The following is a 16,825-nucleotide window of genomic DNA, read 5'->3' as shown; positions in this document are numbered from 1 at the left end:
AAAGTGTTGTTTCGTGTGAATGTAACACGAAACAACATTCGAGACAAGGGGCGGGCGCCCTCCCGCCGGGCTCCCGTCGCCGACTCACGTCACACCAGCTCGACGCGGTCCCGGTAGGGGTCGAGGCGAGGGTCGGCCGGGTCGAGGTCGGTCACGAGCGTCGAGACGTCGGCGAGCTCGAGGGCGTGTCCGGTCGAGCGCTCGCCGAGCTTCGAGGCATCGATGCAGAGCACCGTGCGGTCGGCGACCTGCGCGAACTGCTGCTTGACCTCGGCCTCGGCGAGCGATGCCTCCGACGTGCCGGTGCCGGGGTGCAGCGCGGCCGCGGAACTGAAGAAGACGCGGGTGTGCAGGGCCCTCGCCCCCGCGTTCGCGAGCGGTCCGACGAGGCTGCCGGTGACCGATTCGTGACGGCCGCCCGTCAGCTGCGCCTCGATGCCGCCCGCGCGAGTGAGGGCCTCGAACGTCTGGATCGAGTTGGTGAGGGCGACGAGCCCGTCGCGCTCGCCGAGCGTCTCCGCGAGCGCGTGCACGGTGGTGGAGGCGTCGAGCGCGATCGCACCGCGCACGGGCACGAGCGCCAGCGCCTTCCGAGCGATCGCGCGCTTCGCCGCGCTGCGGGTCGCGAGCCGATCGTCGTGGCTGCGGGCGGCGGGCGCCGGCACCGCGCCGCCCCGCACCCGGCGGAGCCGCCCTTCGAGTTCGAGCACCTCGAGATCGCGGCGGATCGTCATGGCCGACACCTCGAAGCGGGCGCGGGCCTCCTCGATCGAGATCTCGCCGGCCGCCTCGACGAGCTCGACCAGTTCTTTCCGTCGGCGCTCGCCGTCGACGCTGCTGTTCACCGCCATGCGACCGAGCATACTGAGTCGTCGCGAGCGGCGGGGGCGAGGGTGCGGGGCGGTTTGGCGGGGCGGTTCCGCCGGTCTTGCGCTCCGCGAAACCATCTGGTAGCTTCAATGAAACATTTCTGGTTCAATGAACCTGAAGGACGAGCGCCGCGACAGCGGCGACCGCGCACGACACGAAGGAGTGAACATGGCACAGGCCGGCCCCTACGACGGCGTCACCGGATCCGAGGCCGCGATCGATCGGGCGATGAACGAGGCGGGCGGCATCCTCCGCCTCGCCCCGACCTGGGTGCCGCGCGCGTTCTGCACTCCCGGCCGCCGCATCCGCCTCCACCCCGACGACTACTTCCCCCTCGGCAAGGAGCGCGGCGGCATCGACGAACGCTGGCTCGCGAGCGCCGTGCGCGCCGAGAACGGCCCGCTCACCGACCCGTTCGAGGGCCTCAGCCTCGTGCTCGACCCGACCGGAGGCGTGATCCCGCTCGACGAGTTCGTCGCCCACACGAAGGGCGACGCCATCGGCGGCCTCTGGGAGAGCCACGGCCTGTGGCCCATGTACTCGAAGTTCTTCGACAACGAGTTCCCCCTGCCCTTCCACATCCACCACCGCGACGAGCACGCAGCCCTCGTCGGCAAGCCGGGCAAGCCCGAGGCCTACTACTTCCCGCCGCAGATGAACAACCACGGCGGCCAGTTCCCCTACACGTTCTTCGGCCTGCACCCCGAGGTCACCCGCGACGAGCTGCGCGACAAGCTCGCCGCGTTCCTCACGGGCGGCGACAACCGCATCACCGATCTCTCCAAGGCCTACCGGATCACACCGGGCACCGGCTGGGACGTGCCGGCCGGCATCCTGCACGCCCCGGCGAGCATGTGCACCTACGAACCGCAGGCCGCCTGCGACGTCTTCGCGATGACGGAGTCCTGGTCGAACAACCGCGAGGTGCCGGACGAGCTGCTCTGGAAGGACGTGCCGGCCGACCGCGTGGGCGACCTCGACTTCATCGTCGAACTCGTCGACTGGGAGCGCAACGTCGACCCCGAGTTCTGGAGCAACCGCTTCACGCCCCCGATCGAGACGATCGAGAGCCGCGCGGGATCGCCCGAGTACGTCGAGCGCTGGATCACCTACCGCTCGTCCGCGTTCAGCGCGAAGGAGCTCACGGTGGCTCCGGGCGGCAGCGTGACGATCGCCGATCGCGACGCGCACGGGCTCATCGCCGTCGCCGGTCACGGTCGTCTCGACGACCTGCCGATCGCTGCGATCGCGAGCATCCGCTACGGCCAGCTCTCGAGCGATGAGTTCTTCATCACCGCGGCCGCGGCGAAGAACGGGGTCGAGGTCACCAACACCTCCGCGACCGACGATCTCGTGCTGCTCAAGCACTTCGGGCCGGGCAACCAGCAGCTGGCGGCCGAGCGCGGAGAGCTCGGACTCTGATCATGCCCGCCGCCCCTCTCTTCTACGGTCGGTCGCCGGCCGAGGCGCGCCGCCGCACAGGCTCGCCGCGACAGCTCGCGGGCATCGACGATCTCGTCGAGACCCAGGGCCCCGCGCGAGGCGCGCGCAGGCTGATCCTCACCTCCGGCGCGGGTCTCACCGTGCACGTGCACCCGGACCGGGCGCTCGACCTGGGCGCCGCGACCTACCGCGGCGTGCCCCTCGCCTGGCACTCGCCGACCGGTTTTCCCGCTCCGGGCCTGACCGTCGACTCCGGCACGGAGTGGCTCCGCAGCTTCGGCGGCGGGCTGCTCGCGACCTGCGGCCTCGACGCGTTCGGGCCCCCGAGCACCGAAGCCGGCGTCGACTACCCGATGCACGGCCGCGTCGGCGGCATCCCCGCCACGGTGACGCGCGCGGAGACCACCGATGAGGAGATCGTCGTCGAAGGAGAGGTGCGCCAGACCACCGTGTTCGGCGAGAACCTGGTGCTCCGCAGGCGGATCAAGATCCCGCTCGGCACCGCGCGCGTCGTGATCGAGGACCGCATCACGAACGAAGCGGCCGCCCCCGCGGGCACCATGGTGCTGTACCACGCCAATATCGGCTGGCCGCTCCTCGACGAGGCCGCGGTGCTCACGGTGCCGTCGAAGTCGGTCACTCCGCGCGACGCCGCGGCCGAGACGGGGCTCGCCGACTGGTGGAGCATCTCGGAACCCGTCGCCGGATACGCCGAGCAGGTGTTCAAGCACGATTTCAGCGGGTGCGACGAGGCCGAGGTCGCGGTCGACAACCCGCATCTCGATCTGCGGCTCGCGATCCGCTTCGACTCCGCGACGTTGCCCGCGCTGCACCAGTGGAAGATGATGGGCGAGGGGCACTACGTGCTGGGCCTCGAACCGACCAACGTCGACTGGAGCCTCGGCCGCGCCGCCGCGCGCGAGGCCGGCGTGCTGCCCGTGCTCGAGCCCGGCGAGAGCGTCGACCACCGGGTCGAGTTCGTGTGCGGCCCCAGTGAGATCCGCGCGGCATCGGCCGACGCGGGCGGAAGGAGCGAGGCATGAGCGCGGTACTCGAGATGCGAGGCATCTCCAAGTCGTTCCCGGGGATCCGGGCCCTCTCCGACGTCGACCTCGCGGTCGACGCGGGCGAGGTCCACGCGATCGTGGGCGAGAACGGGGCGGGCAAGTCGACCCTCATGAAGATCCTCGCCGGCGTCTACCAGCCCGACGAGGGCGTCATCCGGCTCGACGGCGAGGATGTGCGGATCGCCGGCCCCATCGACGCCCGCAGGCGGGGCATCGGCATGGTCTACCAGGAGCTGAACCTCGTGCCCGACCTGACCGTCGCCGAGAACATCACCCTCGGCGCGACCCCGTCGCGCTTCGGCCTCGTCCAGCGCCGTCGACTGCACGACGAGGCGGTCGCCGTGCTCGAGGCCCTCGACGCGAGAATCGATCCGTCCGCGATCCTCGGCTCGCTCACCGTGAGCCAGCAGCAGATCGTCGAGATCGCGAAGGCCTACGCGCAGCGCCCGAGCATCATCGTGCTCGATGAGCCGACCTCGTCGCTCAGCGAGCACGAGTCGCTCGCGCTGTTCCAGGTGGTGCGCCGCATGCGCGAGGACGGCATCGCCATCATCTACATCAGCCACCGGCTCCGCGAGGTGCTCGATCTCGCCGACCGGGTCACCGTGCTCCGCGACGGGCGCCAGATCGAGACGCGCGACTCCGAGGGCCTCACCGCGGGGGAGATGATCCGGCTCATGGTGGGGCGCGATCTCACCGACGTCTTCCCCAAGCGGGAGGTGCCCATCGGTGAGACGGTACTCGAGGTCGAGGGGCTCTCCCGCTCGGGCGCCTTCGAGGATGTCTCGCTCAGCGTGCGCGCCGGCGAGATCGTCGGCCTCGCGGGCCTCGTGGGCGCGGGCCGCACCGAGGTCGCGCGCGCCGTCTTCGGCCTCGACCGGGCGCAGTCCGGCACCGTGCGGGTCGACGGTGCGGAAGTGCACGCCAGAACGCCGGGAAAGGGCGTCGCGGCCGGGATCGCCTACGTGCCGGAGGATCGCAAGCGCGACGGCATCGTGCCATCCGCTTCGATCAAGGACAACATCTCGCTCCCCGTGCTGGGACGGCTGTCGACCGGGGGATGGATCTCGCGCTCGCGCGAGAAGGAGCTGGCGAAGGATCAGGTGACCGCCCTCGGGGTGTCGCCGCCGGTCATCGACCGACCGGTCGACACTCTGAGCGGCGGCAACCAGCAGAAGGTGGTCATCGCGAAGTGGCTCGCGGCACGGCCCCGGGTGCTGATCCTCGACGAGCCCACCCGCGGCGTGGACGTCGGCGCGAAGGCCGACATCCACGAGATCATCGGGGAGCTCGCGGCCGCCGGCACGGCGATCCTGCTGATCTCCTCGGAGCTCCCGGAGGTGCTCGCGGTGAGCGACCGCATCTTCGTGCTCCACGAGGGCAGGGTCTCCGCGGAGCTGAGCCGCGCGGAGGCGAATGAGACGAGCGTCATGCACGCGGCGACAGGAGAGGCGGCGACGGTATGAGCGACACCAGACTCGACACCACCGCGACGGGGGTGCCCGGCACGAGCAGAGTGACGAAGGCGAACCTCGCCGCGCGGATCGCGCCCCTCATCGGGATGCCGCTCGGCATCGTGCTGCTCCTCGTGGTGGGGGCGGTCCTCTCGGACCGCTTTCTCACGCTCGGCAACCTCGTGAACGTGCTGATCAACATCTCGATCCTCGGCGTCATCGTCGTCGGCATGGCGCTCGTGTTCATCACGCGCGGTCTCGCCGACCTCTCGGTGCCGGCGACGGTCGCGGTCGGGGCGATCCTGACCCTCGGTCTTCAGCCGGCGATCGGCACCGTGCCCGCGGCGATCGTCGCGATCCTCGCCGCGCTCGCGGCGGGCTGCGTCAACGGCCTGCTCATCGGCTACGCCCGGATCAACCCGGTCATCACGACGCTCGCGGTGAGCACCATCGTGCTCGGCATCGCGCAGTGGAGCGTGGGCGGCGTGATCGTCTACGGCACCGACAAGGCGGCCCAGACCTTCCTGAACGGCCGGGTGCTCGGGATCCCGATCATCGTGATCGTCTTCCTCGTCGTCGCGGTGGCGGGCCATCTCATGCTCTCGCGGACGACGCTCGGGCGATGGATCTACGCCGCCGGCAGCAACCCCGACGCGACCAGGGCGAGCGCGGTGCCGCTCGCCCGCACGCGGGCCTCGGCGTTCGTGCTCACCGCGGGGCTCAGCGGGCTCGCCGGCGTGCTGCTCGGCGTGACGCTGCAGACGGCCCGCCCCGGCATCGGCATCGGCTACGAGTTCGACGCGATCACCGCGGTCGTGGTGGGCGGCATCAGTCTGCTCGGCGGATCCGGCAGCATCCCGCGCGCCCTCGGCGGGCTCCTCTTCGTCGCGCTGCTCAACAACATCCTCGTGCTGCAGGGCGTGCCGACCCCCGTGCAGGGCATCGCGAAGGGCCTGCTCATCGTGGGCGCCGTCTCGCTCGACATCTACCTCCGACGGAAGGGAGGACGCTCGTGAACACCGCATCCCAGTCCCCGAGCGGCTGGACGATCGCGCTCCTCGGGCTCGTGCGCTACCGGGTGATCGTGATCCTCGTGGCGACGCTCGCGATCGCGGCGACCTTCGTGCCCGGCTTCTTCGACGCGCGCACGCTCAGCCTCGGGCTCGACCGGGCCGCGACGATGGGGCTCATCGCGATCGGACTGACGGTCGTGCTCATCGCGGGGCAGCTCGACCTCTCGGGCGGGGCGATCCTCGCGCTCTCGAGCATCGCGGCCGTGGGGCTGCAGGGCGAGCTCGGACAGGTGCCCGCGGCGCTCGTGGGGGTGGGGGTGGGGCTGGTCGCCGGAGCCTTCAACGCGCTGCTCGTGGTGGTGCTGAGGATCAACTCGCTGGTCGCCACACTCGCGTCGATGCTGCTCTTCCGAGCGGTCTGCCACCTCATCACGGATTCCCGACCCGTGAGCGGAATCGATCCCTTCTTCGGGATCCCGCTCACCCAGCCCCTCGTCTGGACGCTCTCGGCCCGCGTCACGATCTTCCTCGTGCTGATCCTGCTCCTCCACGTGTGGCTCACCCGCTCGGTCGTGGGACGCAACCTCTTCGCGGTGGGCAGCAACGCGACGAGCGCGTCGGCGAGCGGAATCCGCTCGCGCTGGTACCTCTTCGGCGCGTTCGTGTTCAGCGGGCTCATGGCCGGTGTGGCCGGCGTCACCTTCGGGGTGGCGGCGAACACGGGCTCCCCGGTCTTCGGCGACACGATCGTGCTGACCGCGATCGCGGCCGTCGTGATCGGAGGCACCCGCCTCGAGGGCGGCATCGGCTCCGCGCTCGGCACGCTCGGCGGCCTGCTCACCCTCGCCTCGCTCACCACCGCGATGGAGTACCAGAGCGTTCCCGCGTACGTGCAGGACATCGTCACAGGCGTGATCCTGCTGCTCCTCATCCTGCTCGACCGCCTCACGCACTCGAAGCGCGGGGTCAACGTGTCCCTGACCGCACTCGTGCACCGGCTCTCACGGAAGAGCGCCGGCACCCAACCGAAAGAAATCGAAAGGACGATCGCATGATCAAGAAGGTACTGTTCAGCGGAACGGCGCTCGCAGCGGCGCTGCTGCTCGCATCCTGCTCCGGCGGCGGAGGCGACTCCGCCTCCGGCGCATCCGAGGCCGGCGGCGCCGGCAAGGAGATCTGCTACATCACGGCGGCCGAGTCGCACGCCTACGCCACGCCCGCCAACAAGGCCTTCCAGGAGGCGGCCGACGAGGCGGGCGCCAAGGTGACGATGCTCAGTCAGGACTTCGACGTGCAGACCGGCACGGAGCAGCTCACCACCTGCATCGGCCGCAGCCCCGACGGCATCGTGCTCTGGCCGCTCGATCCGCAGGCCTACATCCCCGGTCTGATCCAGGCGCAGTCGGCGGGGATCCCCGTCGTGCTCATCAACACACCGATGGACGACGAGGCGCTGGATCTCGTCGCGAGCTTCACCGGACCCGACGTCTACGAGGAGGGCAAGCTCTCCGCCGATGCGATGATCGAGGCGCTCGGCGGCACGGGCAAGGTCGTCATCATCGCGGGTCAGGCCGGCAACGGCACGACGATCGGCCGCACCGACGGGTTCACCGATCAGCTCGAGGCCGAGGGCGCCGACATCGAGGTGCTGCAGACGGTCAACGCCGACTTCGACCAGCAGAAGGCGCTCGTCGCCAGTCGCGACCTGATCACGCGGTTCGGCGATGACATCAACGGCGTCTACGCCAACGACGACACGATGGCCCGGGGCTTCATCGACGCCTGGGCCGAGGCGGGCAAGGACGCGGCCGCGATCCCGCCGATCATCGGCATCAACGGCCAGAAGGACGCGTTCGAGTCGATCAAGGCTGGTCAGTTCTACGCGACCATCGTGCAGTCGCCCGTGGAGGACGGCAAGCTCGCGCTCGAGACGATCCTGCAGGCGGCCGACGGCGAGACGGTCGAGAAGCGTCTCCCGATCCCCCTCACGGTGGTGACGGCCGAGAACGTCGACTCCGAGGAGCCCGCGTTCTAAGGCGCTCGACGCATGACCCAGGGGCGGTCCCGGCTTCGGCCGGGGCCGCCTCGTCCGTCTGTTCGCCCGTTTGTTCGCCTGTTTGTTCGTTCGTTTGTTCGTCCGTCTGTTCGCCAGTTCGTTCCCGAGCCGGCCCTAGGCCGACTCGCGCACCACCAGCTCGGGCTTCAGCACGATGTGGTTCGCCTCGGGGAGCGGCTCCGAACGGTCGATGAGCCGGATCATCATCTCCACGGCGGTGCGGCCGAGCACCTCGCGCGGCTGGGCGATCGTGGTGAGGGGCACGGCCCCGAGCGGAGCCCACTCGATGTCGTCGTAGCCGATGACGGCGATGTCCCCGGGCACGTCGAGCCCCGCGCGGAGCAGCTCCTGGGTCAGCCCCATGGCGAGCATGTCGTTGGCGCAGAAGACCGCGGTCGGCCGCTTGTCCTCCTGACGGGCGGCGAGCAGCGCGCCCACCCGCCGGCCCTCTTCGACCGTCCACGACGACGCGCTCACGAGCTCGAGGGTGATGTCGCCCGCCGACTGATCCACGACGTCGCGCGCGCCCTGGTAGCGCAGCTTCACCTTGGGGGATCGGTGCGGGTGGCCGAGGAACGCGATCCTGCGGTGCCCGCGGTTCACGAGGTGCCGTGCGGCCAGCCTTCCGCCCTCGCGGTCGTCGACGACCACCGACCAGACGTCGCGGTCGTCGCCGACGCGGTCGACGAACACCATCGGAACGCCGCGGTCCTTCAGCATCTCGAGGCGCGAGCTGTTCTCGTCGACGGGCGAGATGATGATGCCCTGCACCCGCTGCTGCACGAGCAGATCGAGGTTGTGGGATTCGCGGATCGGGTCGTACGCGCTGTTGCAGAGCACGACGCCGAGGTCGTGCTCGCGGCACACCTCCTCTGCCCCGAGCGCGACGTCGACGAAGAACGGGTTGCCCAGCTCGGCGACGGCGATGCCGATGGTGCGCGTGCGGCCCGGCCTGAACTGGCGCGAGCGCTGATCGGGTACGAAGTCGAGCTCGGCGATCGCCTGCATGACACGATCGCGCGTCTCGGAGCGCACATAGGACGGGCGGTTGAGCACATTGCTCACGGTGCCGGCCGAGACGCCGGCGAGCCGGGCCACGTCGCGGATCGTCGCCATGCGCTACCGCCTCGCCCTCTTCGAACAATGGTTCATTGAACGATGATACCGCCTCTCGAGGCGACCGGGCCACGCCCGGGGCGAACTCGCGGCTCCGAGGCGTAGCGCGAGGCGGCTGCGGAGAAGGCTCGGCGCGGCAGGCCCGCCGTGCGGCTAGGCGCCCCAGCCGGCCTGGGTGCCGCCGATGCGGTCGGCCTCGATGCGCTGCTGGTACCCGGACTGCGCGTACTCCCCCATCGGATCGGCCGACAGGCCGCGCGCCTCCCGCCACTCGGCGAGGGCCGGGCGCACATCGGTGTAGAACGCGTCCATGAAGACCTCGTTGGCGGTGAGCACGTCGTTCTCGGCGCGGGCCGCCGCGAGCGCGTCGCCGTCGAGCAGCAGCGCGCGCGCCGTCATCTCCTGCACGTTCAGCACGGAGCGGATCTGGCCGGGGATCTTCGCCTCGACGTTGTGGCACTGGTCGAGCATGAACGTCACATCGGGGTGGCCGAGACCGCCGCCCCGGATCACCTCGACGAGGATGCGGAAGAGCTGGAACGGGTCGGCCGCTCCCACCATGAGGTCGTCGTCGGCGTAGAAGCGGGAGTTGAAGTCGAACGACCCGAGCTTGCCGAGGCGCAGCAGCTGCATCACGATGAACTCGATGTTGGTGCCGGGAGCGTGGTGCCCGGTGTCGAGGCAGACCATGGCGCGATCGCCGAGCGCGGCGACCTGCGCGTAGGACGTGCCCCAGTCGGGCACGTCGGTGTGATAGAACGCGGGCTCGAAGAACTTGTACTCGAGCACGAGGCGCTGATCGTCGGAGAGTCGTGCGTAGATGGCCTCGAGCGACTCGTGCAGGCGATCCTGCCGGGCCCGCATGTCGCTCTGACCCGGATAGTTGGAGCCCTCCGCGAGCCAGATCTTCAGGTCGCGCGAGCCTGTCAGGTGCATGACGTCGATGCACTCCAGGTGATGGTCGATCGCCTTTCGACGGATCCGCTCGTCTTCGTGCGTGAGCGCGCCGAACTTGTAGTCGTCGTCCTGGAAGGTGTTCGAGTTGACCGTGCCGAGTTCGACGCCCTGCTCGACCGCGAAGTCGCGCAGAGCGCCGAAGTCGTCGACGCGGTCCCAGGGGATGTGCAGCGCCACGGCCGGCGCGAGACCGGTGTGCCGGTGCACCTGTGCGGCATCGGCGATCTTCTCGAACGGATCGCGCGGTGTGCCCGGCGTGGTGAAGACCTTGAAGCGGGTGCCGGAGTTGCCGTACGCCCACGAGGGGACCTCGATGGCCTGCCGCTCGAGGGTGCTGAGGATTTCGGGTGTCAACTGCGAACTCATGATCTGCGCTCTCTATCGGTCTTGCGCTCTGCGCGGGGCGTGCTCGCGCGGTGGCGCGCGAGCTGGTCTTCGAGGTGGAAGACCTCGGTGAGTCGGGGGGCCTCCTGATCGGGGCGACCGTCGGAGGCGAGGAAGAACCGGGACATCTGCTCCTCCCAATCGGCGGTGCGGGGATCCGCCGCGAGCAGCCGCTGCGCCCGCTCGTCGTCGTCGGTCTCGTAGTAGCCGATGAGCAGGCCGTCCGCTCTGAGGAAGAGCGAATAGTTGCGGCGTCCGGCGTCTTCGACGGCCTCGAGCATCTCCGGCCAGACCTCGGCGTGCCGCGCGGTGTACTCGGCGAGCAGCTCGGGCCTCAGCTGCATCTGGAAGCAGACGCGCATCCGGTCCTCCTGGGCGGTCCGTGACGGAATCGGGTGAGGGGGCTGCGGGCCCGATCCGTGCGATCGGGCCCGCAGCCGCGGCGACTCAGAAGTCGAAGTCGCCGATGTTGTCGGCGTTGAAGCGGAAGGGATCGCCGAGCAGCACCACGCCGTCGGCCTCGACGGTGTACTCGCCGAGCTCGCCCGCCGAGAAGGTGTCGCCCTCGGCGCCGGTGATCTCCCCCGAGACGAGCGCCTGGGCGGCGAAGGCCGTCAGGTAGCCGAGATCCTCCGGGTTCCAGAGGGCGAACTCGGTGACCGTGCCGTCCTCCACGTACTCCCGCATCTGGTTCGGCGTGCCCAGGCCCGTCAGCGCCACCTTGCCCTTGGCGTCGGAGGTCGAGAGGTAGCGCGCCGCGGCGGCGATGCCGACCGTGGTCGGGGAGACGATGCCCTTCAGCTCGGGGTAGGTCTGCAGCAGGGCCGCGGTCTTGTCGAACGAGGTCTGATCGTCGTCGTCGCCGTAGACGACCTCGACGAGTTCGATGCCGGGATGGTTCGCCTCGAGCTCGTCCTTCATGAGGTCGATCCAGGCGTTCTGATTGGTCGCGTTCGCGGCGGCCGACAGCACCGCGATCTGGCCCTCGTCGCCGATCTGCTCGGCGATCATGTCGACCTGCACCTGCGCGATCCCGGTGGCGTCGGCCTGGTTGATGAACAGGTCGCGGCAGTCGGTGTTGGTGTCGGAGTCGAACGTGACCACCTTCACATCGTTGTCGCGCGCCTCGTTCAGCGCATCGCAGATGGCCTGCGGATCGTTGGCCGAGACGGCGAGCGCGTCCACGCCCTGCTGGGTGGCGGTGTTGATGAAGCTCACCTGGGCATCCGGGGTGGCCTCCGAGGGGCCCACCTCGTTGAAGGTGCCGCCGAACTCCTCGACCGCGGCCTTTCCGCCCTTGCTCGAGGTGTCGAAATAGGGGTTGCCGAGGTTCTTCGGCAGGAAGGTGACGCTCGCGCCGCTCCCGTCGCCGGATCCCGAGTCCGGGCTTCCGGCGTTACCGCCCGAGCAGCCCGTCAGCAGCAGCGCGGCGCTCGCCGCCAGCGCGACGAGCGCTCCGACCTTCTTGTTCTTCTGGAACCACATTGTTCGTCTTCCTTTCATGCCCAGGGGGCGGTGGTTGATCGGGTGAGGTGCTGGGGTCGTAGGGTCATTCGGATCCGGTCGGCGCGCCGGCCACCCGCAGTCTGGAGCCGGGTCTGCGGCGATTGCGCAGCGCGGCGAAGACGCTCGACGAGACGACGGCGGCGATCAGCAGGGCGCCGGTGATGATGTTGATGACGTCGGACGTGATGTTGGCGAGGCGCAGTGCGCTGCCGAGCACTCCGATGAGCAGCACCCCGGCGATGACGCCGTGCAGCGCTCCGCGCCCGCCGAAGATCGAGACGCCGCCCAGCAGCACCGCCGCGATGACCTGCATCTCCATGCCGGTCGCGTTGTCGCCGCGGGCGCTGCCGTAGCGCAGGGTGTAGTAGATGCCGGCGAGCGCGGCCACGGCGCCGCTGAGCACGAAGAGGATCAGCTTGGTGCGTCCGACGTCGATGCCGGAGAAACGGGCCGCCTCGGAGGACAGGCCGATCGCGAAGACGCCTCTGCCGAAGCGGGTGAAGTGCAGCATGATGGTGAAGGCCGCGGCGAGCAGCGCGAAGAGGATCACGACGACGGGGACGCCCGTGTCGCCGATCTTCGCCTTGGCGAGCGAGGTCCAGAACTCGGGGAAATCGGTGACGGCCGTCGTGCCGAGCAGGCCCACGGCGAGCCCGCGGTACAGGGCGAGCGTGCCGATCGTGACCGCGAGGGAGGGCAGCCCGACGACCGTCACGAGGAAGCCGTTGAGCGCGCCGCAGAGCACGCCGGCGAGGAGCGCCAGCACGATCGTGATCCCGAACGGCACTCCGGCCTGGGTGAGCACGCCGGTGAGCACGCTCGAGAACCCCACCACACTCGCGACGGAGAGGTCGATCTCCCCCGTGACGATGATCGCGGTCATCGGCAGCGCGATGATGAGGATCGGGAACATGTCGAGCAGCAGGTAGGTCATGGTGATCTTGCTGCCGAAGTTCGGCACGAGGATCGCGGCGAGCAGCACCACGAGCGCGAACAGCGCGATCATGGTCGTTTCTCGCGTCAGCAGCACGCGCTGCCAGAGCGGCCGATCGTATTCGGCGATCGGGCGCAGGCCCGTGGTGGTGGGTGCCGTGATGGTGCTCATCGCCCAGTCTCCCGTCCCTCGATGAGTTTGCGATGCTGTCTGACGGCGAGCACTCGATCGAGCACGATCGCGCCGATGATGAGAGCGCCGACGACGGCGCGCTGCCAGAAGTCGGGGACGCCGAGCACCGGCAGCGCCCGGTTGATGGTCATGAGCAGCGCTGCGCCGATCGCCGCGCCCCACACCGATCCCACACCTCCGAAGATGGCCACCCCGCCGATCACCGCGGCGCCCACCGCCTCGAGCTCCCAGCCCGAACCGGCCTGCGAATTGATGGTGCCGTAGCGGGCTGCGTACAGCACGCCGGCGAAGCCCGCGAGAGCGCCCGAGAGCACGAAGGCGGTGAGCACGCGTTTCACCACCGGCAGGCCGTAAAGCTCGGCGGCCGCGGGGTCGGAGCCGATGGCGTAGCACTCGCGTCCAGCGCGATTGTTGCGCATCCACCAGGCGACGGCGATCAGCACGACGACGGCGACCAGCGTGAGCACCGGGATGCTCAGCACCTGCGCGGTGCCGAGGCGGAGGAACTCGCGCGGCATGTCCGACGCGTTGATGCGGTCGGATCCCGTCCAGAGCACGTTGACGCCGCGGAACGCGTACATCGTGCCGAGCGTGATCACGAGCGCGGGCACCTTCGCGAATGCGACGAGAGCCCCGTTCACGAGTCCGAGCAGGCCTCCGAAGACGATGGCGATCACGATCACCGCGAGCATCGGGATGCCGGGCAGGTCGATGAACAGTCGACCGGTGAGATAGGCGCTGAGCCCGAGCACCGACCCGACCGAGAGATCGACGTTGCGCGTGATCAGCACGACGGCCTGGCCGACGGCGACGAGCATGAGCAGCGAGGGCGTGAGCCAGAGATCGCGATATCCGTCGGGCGAGAAGAGGAAGCTGGGGTTCTTGACCGTGGCGGCGACGATGACGAGGATGACGGCGAGCACGATGCTCGCCTCCCTGGCGCGGGACAGTCTGCCGAACGCCGTGCCGAGCGCGTTCGGCTTCGAGGCCGCCGGTCGCGTCGGGGCCGGAGTGGTGGTGCTCATGCCTGAGGCTCCGTTCCGTCGGTGGTGCTCTGCGTTGCGGCGCGCATCACGTTCTCCTGCGTGGCGCTCTCGCGGTCCATGGTGGCGGTGACCCGCCCCTCGCGCATCACCACGATGCGGTCGGCCATGCCGAGCACCTCGGGCAGCTCGCTCGAGATCATGAGCACGCCCATGCCCCGGCTGGCGAGAGTGGACAGCAACCGGTGCACCTCCGATTTGGTGCCGACGTCGATCCCCCGGGTGGGCTCATCGATGATCAGCACCCGGGGATCGGTGGCGAGCCACTTGCCCAGCACGACCTTCTGCTGGTTGCCGCCCGACAGGGTGCCCGCGAGCGTGCTCATCGCGTTGGCCTTGACCGCGAGCTGCTCCGACCACGGACGGGCCGCCCGATGCTCGGCGGAGGTCGTCACGAGGCCCAGCCTGGCGATCGAGTCGAGGATCACCGAAGCGGTGTTGCGGGCGACGCTCTCCTCGAGCACCAGGCCCTGCTTGCGCCGGTCCTCCGGCACGAGGGCGAGGCCCGCGCGCATCGCGGCCGTGGGCCGCCCTTTGGGCACCGCCCGACCGGCTACGCGGACGCTGCCGTTGCGGTAGCCGTCCACGCCGAACACGGCGCGGACGACTTCGCTGCGGCCGGCGCCGACGAGTCCGGCGAGGCCGACGATCTCGCCCGCTCGCACGGTGAAGCTGATGTCGTTGAACACGCCCGGGGAGGTGAGCCCCTCGACCACGAGCAGCGGCTCGCCGACCTCGGTCTCGAACTTGGGGAACAGCTCGGTGATCTCGCGGCCCACCATCTCGGCGACCACTCCGTCGGGTGTCGTCTCGGAGATCGGCCGCGTCGAGACGTAGCTGCCGTCGCGCATCACGGTGATGGTGTCGCAGAGCGCGAAGACCTCGTCGAAGCGGTGCGAGATGAACACGAGGGCGCGGCCCTCGTCGCGAAGCGCCCTCGCGACTTGGAAGAGGCGATCCACCTCGACGCCCGAGAGCGCCGCCGTCGGCTCGTCCATGATGAGCACGCGTGCGTCGAGCGAGATGGCCTTGGCGATCTCGATCATCTGCTGGTCGGCGATCGAGAGGCCGTCCGCCGTGCGGTCCGGATCCATCGTGACCCCCAGGCGGGCGAACAGCGATTCGACCTCCGAGCGCATACGCGTCCGATCGATGCGTCCGAAGCGGCCGCGGGGCTGCCGGCCCATGAAGATGTTCTCCGTGACCGAGAGATCGGGGAAGAGCGTGGGCTCCTGGTAGATGACCGCGATCCCCGCGTTCTTCGCCTCGGCGGTCGATGCGAAGTCGACGGAATCGCCGGCCAGGGTGATGTCGCCCCCGTCGCGGCGGTAGAGGCCGGCGATGATCTTCACCAGGGTGGACTTGCCGGCGCCGTTCTCGCCGACGAGGGCGTGGATGGAACCGGGCTCGAGCGCGATCCTGCCGTCTCGCAGCGCGACCACGGGGCCGAAGGCCTTCGTGACGCCGCGCAGCTCGAGCAGCGGCGCGTCGGCGGGTGATCTCTTCATTGAATTCACGGCTTCCTGCATCGGGAGAGGGCTCGCCCCGAGGCGTAACTGAATCGTTTCAATAGGCATTGAAGCACACAGGTTTCGAGCTCGTCAAGCGGAGGTTTCGAACTGCGGGTGATTGTTATTGAAGCGTTTCAGAGCCGGGACGCCGCGGAGTAGACTGGCGGAACCATGCGGGCGGAAACCGCCCCGTCGAGCCGGGAGGGAAGCGGATGGCGACCAGCATCCGAGATGTTGCTCGCGAGGCCGGCGTCTCGGTCGGCACCGTCTCGAACGTGCTGAACCGCCCCGGCATCGTAGCCCCGGCCACGGTCGCCCGCGTGACGGAGGCCATCGAGGCCCTCGGCTTCGTGCGCAACGACGCCGCCCGCCAGCTGAGGGCGGGACGCAGCCGCAGCTTCGGGCTCGTCGTGCTCGACACCCGCAACCCCTTCTTCATGGATGTCGCCCACGGCGCCCAGGGGCGGGCGCTCGACGACGGCTACACCGTGCTCATGGGCGGCAGCGACGAGTCGAGCGAGCGCGAGCAGAGCCTGCTCGACATGTTCGAGGAGCACCGCGTAGCGGGCGTGCTGATCTCCCCCGTGCGCACCGAGCTGACGCAGCTGCACCGGCTGAGGGACGCGGGCATCCCGGTCGTGCTCGTCGACCGGGGCACCAGCGACCGCTCGTTCTCGTCGGTGTCGGTCGACGATGTCGAGGGTGGACGCATCGCCGCCCGCCACCTGATCGAGGAGGGGCGTCGCCGGATCGCCTTCGTGGGCGGGCCCGAGGGCCTGGAACAGGTCGACGACCGTCTTGCGGGTGCGCGTTCGATCGTCGAGCAGCACGCCGGAGCCTCGATCGAGCTCTTCCCGACAGAGGCGCTGAGCGTGCTGGAGGGGCGGAGGATCGGCGGCCTCCTAGCGCAGATGGAAGCCGACCGGCGGCCCGACGCCGTCTTCGCGGCGAACGACCTGCTCGCGATGGGTGTGCTGCAGGCGCTCGTCATGACGGGATCGCTGCGGGTACCGGAAGACGTCGCGCTGATCGGCTACGACGACATCGACTTCGCAAGCGCCGCCGTGGTGCCGATCAGTTCGGTGCGGCAGCCCGCCGTCGAGATCGGCGCCACGGCCGTCGATCTGCTGCTGAAGGAGGCTGAAGCGGGCAGCACCGCGGAGCGGGAGCAGATCGTGTTCCAGCCGCAGCTGGTCATCCGTTCGTCCACGGCGGGCTGAGAGCGGAACGGCGCGCGGGCGCATCTCGGGACACCCGGGTACCGGGTCGCGGCGGCGCG

The 16,825-nt window shown here is 69.6% G+C and carries 15 protein-coding genes; 7 read left to right on the top strand and 8 right to left on the bottom strand.

Annotated features, from left to right (window positions below):
• Positions 1-89: 89 nt before the first annotated feature.
• A complete protein-coding gene (locus H490_RS23785; protein WP_031289990.1) occupies positions 90-851 on the bottom strand; it encodes a DeoR/GlpR family DNA-binding transcription regulator in 762 nt (253 codons plus the stop codon).
• A gap of 187 nt (positions 852-1,038) precedes the next feature.
• On the opposite strand from H490_RS23785, the gene H490_RS23780 reads away from it, so the two are divergent.
• Genes H490_RS23780 through H490_RS23755 form a run of 6 tightly spaced genes read left to right on the top strand, consistent with a single transcriptional unit; the run spans position 1,039 to position 7,882 of the window.
• Complete coding sequence (locus H490_RS23780; RefSeq protein WP_051066186.1) at positions 1,039-2,292, top strand: hypothetical protein; 1,254 nt, start codon at positions 1,039-1,041, stop codon at positions 2,290-2,292.
• A 2-nt stretch (positions 2,293-2,294) separates the two neighbouring features.
• Positions 2,295-3,356 carry an aldose 1-epimerase family protein gene (locus H490_RS23775; RefSeq protein WP_017883965.1) on the top strand — a complete coding sequence of 354 codons (1,062 nt, stop codon included), beginning with the start codon at positions 2,295-2,297 and terminating at the stop codon, positions 3,354-3,356.
• Positions 3,353-4,846, top strand: coding sequence for a sugar ABC transporter ATP-binding protein (locus tag H490_RS23770; protein WP_017883964.1), 1,494 nt, complete (start codon positions 3,353-3,355; stop codon positions 4,844-4,846). Before H490_RS23775 ends, H490_RS23770 begins: the two co-directional genes overlap by 4 nt.
• Positions 4,843-5,850, top strand: coding sequence for an ABC transporter permease (locus H490_RS23765; protein ID WP_017883963.1), 1,008 nt, complete (start codon positions 4,843-4,845; stop codon positions 5,848-5,850). The genes H490_RS23770 and H490_RS23765 overlap by 4 nt, the downstream gene beginning before the upstream one ends.
• Positions 5,847-6,902 (top strand): ABC transporter permease, encoded by a 1,056-nt coding sequence (locus H490_RS23760; protein WP_017883962.1) that lies wholly within the window; start codon positions 5,847-5,849, stop codon positions 6,900-6,902. The genes H490_RS23765 and H490_RS23760 overlap by 4 nt, the downstream gene beginning before the upstream one ends.
• Complete coding sequence (locus H490_RS23755) at positions 6,899-7,882, top strand: sugar ABC transporter substrate-binding protein (protein WP_017883961.1); 984 nt, start codon at positions 6,899-6,901, stop codon at positions 7,880-7,882. Before H490_RS23760 ends, H490_RS23755 begins: the two co-directional genes overlap by 4 nt.
• A 135-nt stretch (positions 7,883-8,017) precedes the next feature.
• On the opposite strand, the gene H490_RS23750 is transcribed toward H490_RS23755, so the two are convergent.
• From H490_RS23750 to H490_RS23720, 7 genes are all read right to left on the bottom strand, one after another.
• Positions 8,018-9,019, bottom strand: a complete 1,002-nt coding sequence (locus tag H490_RS23750) for a LacI family DNA-binding transcriptional regulator (protein ID WP_017883960.1) — start codon at positions 9,017-9,019, stop codon at positions 8,018-8,020.
• A gap of 153 nt (positions 9,020-9,172) precedes the next feature.
• Entirely contained in the window at positions 9,173-10,342 is a 1,170-nt protein-coding gene (rhaI, locus tag H490_RS23745) for an L-rhamnose isomerase (protein ID WP_031289989.1), read from the bottom strand.
• Complete coding sequence (locus tag H490_RS23740) at positions 10,339-10,722, bottom strand: L-rhamnose mutarotase (protein ID WP_017883958.1); 384 nt, start codon at positions 10,720-10,722, stop codon at positions 10,339-10,341. Before H490_RS23740 ends, rhaI begins: the two co-directional genes overlap by 4 nt.
• An 85-nt stretch (positions 10,723-10,807) precedes the next feature.
• Positions 10,808-11,845: a rhamnose ABC transporter substrate-binding protein gene (gene rhaS, locus H490_RS23735; RefSeq protein WP_017883957.1), complete on the bottom strand. Its 1,038-nt coding sequence runs from the start codon at positions 11,843-11,845 to the stop codon at positions 10,808-10,810.
• A gap of 64 nt (positions 11,846-11,909) precedes the next feature.
• Complete coding sequence (locus H490_RS23730; RefSeq protein WP_017883956.1) at positions 11,910-12,971, bottom strand: ABC transporter permease; 1,062 nt, start codon at positions 12,969-12,971, stop codon at positions 11,910-11,912.
• Positions 12,968-14,017 carry an ABC transporter permease gene (locus tag H490_RS23725; protein WP_017883955.1) on the bottom strand — a complete coding sequence of 350 codons (1,050 nt, stop codon included), beginning with the start codon at positions 14,015-14,017 and terminating at the stop codon, positions 12,968-12,970. The genes H490_RS23730 and H490_RS23725 overlap by 4 nt, the downstream gene beginning before the upstream one ends.
• On the bottom strand, positions 14,014-15,543 hold the full coding sequence (locus H490_RS23720) for a sugar ABC transporter ATP-binding protein (RefSeq protein ID WP_017883954.1): 1,530 nt from the start codon (positions 15,541-15,543) through the stop codon (positions 14,014-14,016). Before H490_RS23720 ends, H490_RS23725 begins: the two co-directional genes overlap by 4 nt.
• A 215-nt stretch (positions 15,544-15,758) precedes the next feature.
• On the opposite strand from H490_RS23720, the gene H490_RS23715 reads away from it, so the two are divergent.
• Positions 15,759-16,766, top strand: coding sequence for a LacI family DNA-binding transcriptional regulator (locus H490_RS23715; RefSeq protein WP_017883953.1), 1,008 nt, complete (start codon positions 15,759-15,761; stop codon positions 16,764-16,766).
• The last annotated feature ends 59 nt before the right edge of the window (positions 16,767-16,825 follow it).

Origin of the sequence: Leucobacter sp. UCD-THU (assembly GCF_000349545.1) — a bacterium.
Lineage (GTDB): Bacteria > Actinomycetota > Actinomycetes > Actinomycetales > Microbacteriaceae > Leucobacter > Leucobacter muris.
Note: the sequence above shows the minus strand (reverse complement) of the source record. Positions and strands in the feature narration are given on the sequence as shown.

Coding starts and splice junctions, on each gene's coding strand:
- H490_RS23770 (WP_017883964.1), top strand. CDS start 3,353: ATGAGCGCGGTACTCGAGATGCGAGGCATCTCCAAGTCGTTCCCGGGG.
- H490_RS23755 (WP_017883961.1), top strand. CDS start 6,899: ATGATCAAGAAGGTACTGTTCAGCGGAACGGCGCTCGCAGCGGCGCTG.
- H490_RS23730 (WP_017883956.1), bottom strand. CDS start 12,971: ATGAGCACCATCACGGCACCCACCACCACGGGCCTGCGCCCGATCGCC.
- H490_RS23775 (WP_017883965.1), top strand. CDS start 2,295: ATGCCCGCCGCCCCTCTCTTCTACGGTCGGTCGCCGGCCGAGGCGCGC.
- H490_RS23765 (WP_017883963.1), top strand. CDS start 4,843: ATGAGCGACACCAGACTCGACACCACCGCGACGGGGGTGCCCGGCACG.
- H490_RS23740 (WP_017883958.1), bottom strand. CDS start 10,722: ATGCGCGTCTGCTTCCAGATGCAGCTGAGGCCCGAGCTGCTCGCCGAG.
- H490_RS23785 (WP_031289990.1), bottom strand. CDS start 851: ATGGCGGTGAACAGCAGCGTCGACGGCGAGCGCCGACGGAAAGAACTG.
- H490_RS23725 (WP_017883955.1), bottom strand. CDS start 14,017: ATGAGCACCACCACTCCGGCCCCGACGCGACCGGCGGCCTCGAAGCCG.
- rhaS (WP_017883957.1), bottom strand. CDS start 11,845: ATGTGGTTCCAGAAGAACAAGAAGGTCGGAGCGCTCGTCGCGCTGGCG.
- rhaI (WP_031289989.1), bottom strand. CDS start 10,342: ATGAGTTCGCAGTTGACACCCGAAATCCTCAGCACCCTCGAGCGGCAG.
- H490_RS23780 (WP_051066186.1), top strand. CDS start 1,039: ATGGCACAGGCCGGCCCCTACGACGGCGTCACCGGATCCGAGGCCGCG.
- H490_RS23715 (WP_017883953.1), top strand. CDS start 15,759: ATGGCGACCAGCATCCGAGATGTTGCTCGCGAGGCCGGCGTCTCGGTC.
- H490_RS23720 (WP_017883954.1), bottom strand. CDS start 15,543: ATGAAGAGATCACCCGCCGACGCGCCGCTGCTCGAGCTGCGCGGCGTC.
- H490_RS23750 (WP_017883960.1), bottom strand. CDS start 9,019: ATGGCGACGATCCGCGACGTGGCCCGGCTCGCCGGCGTCTCGGCCGGC.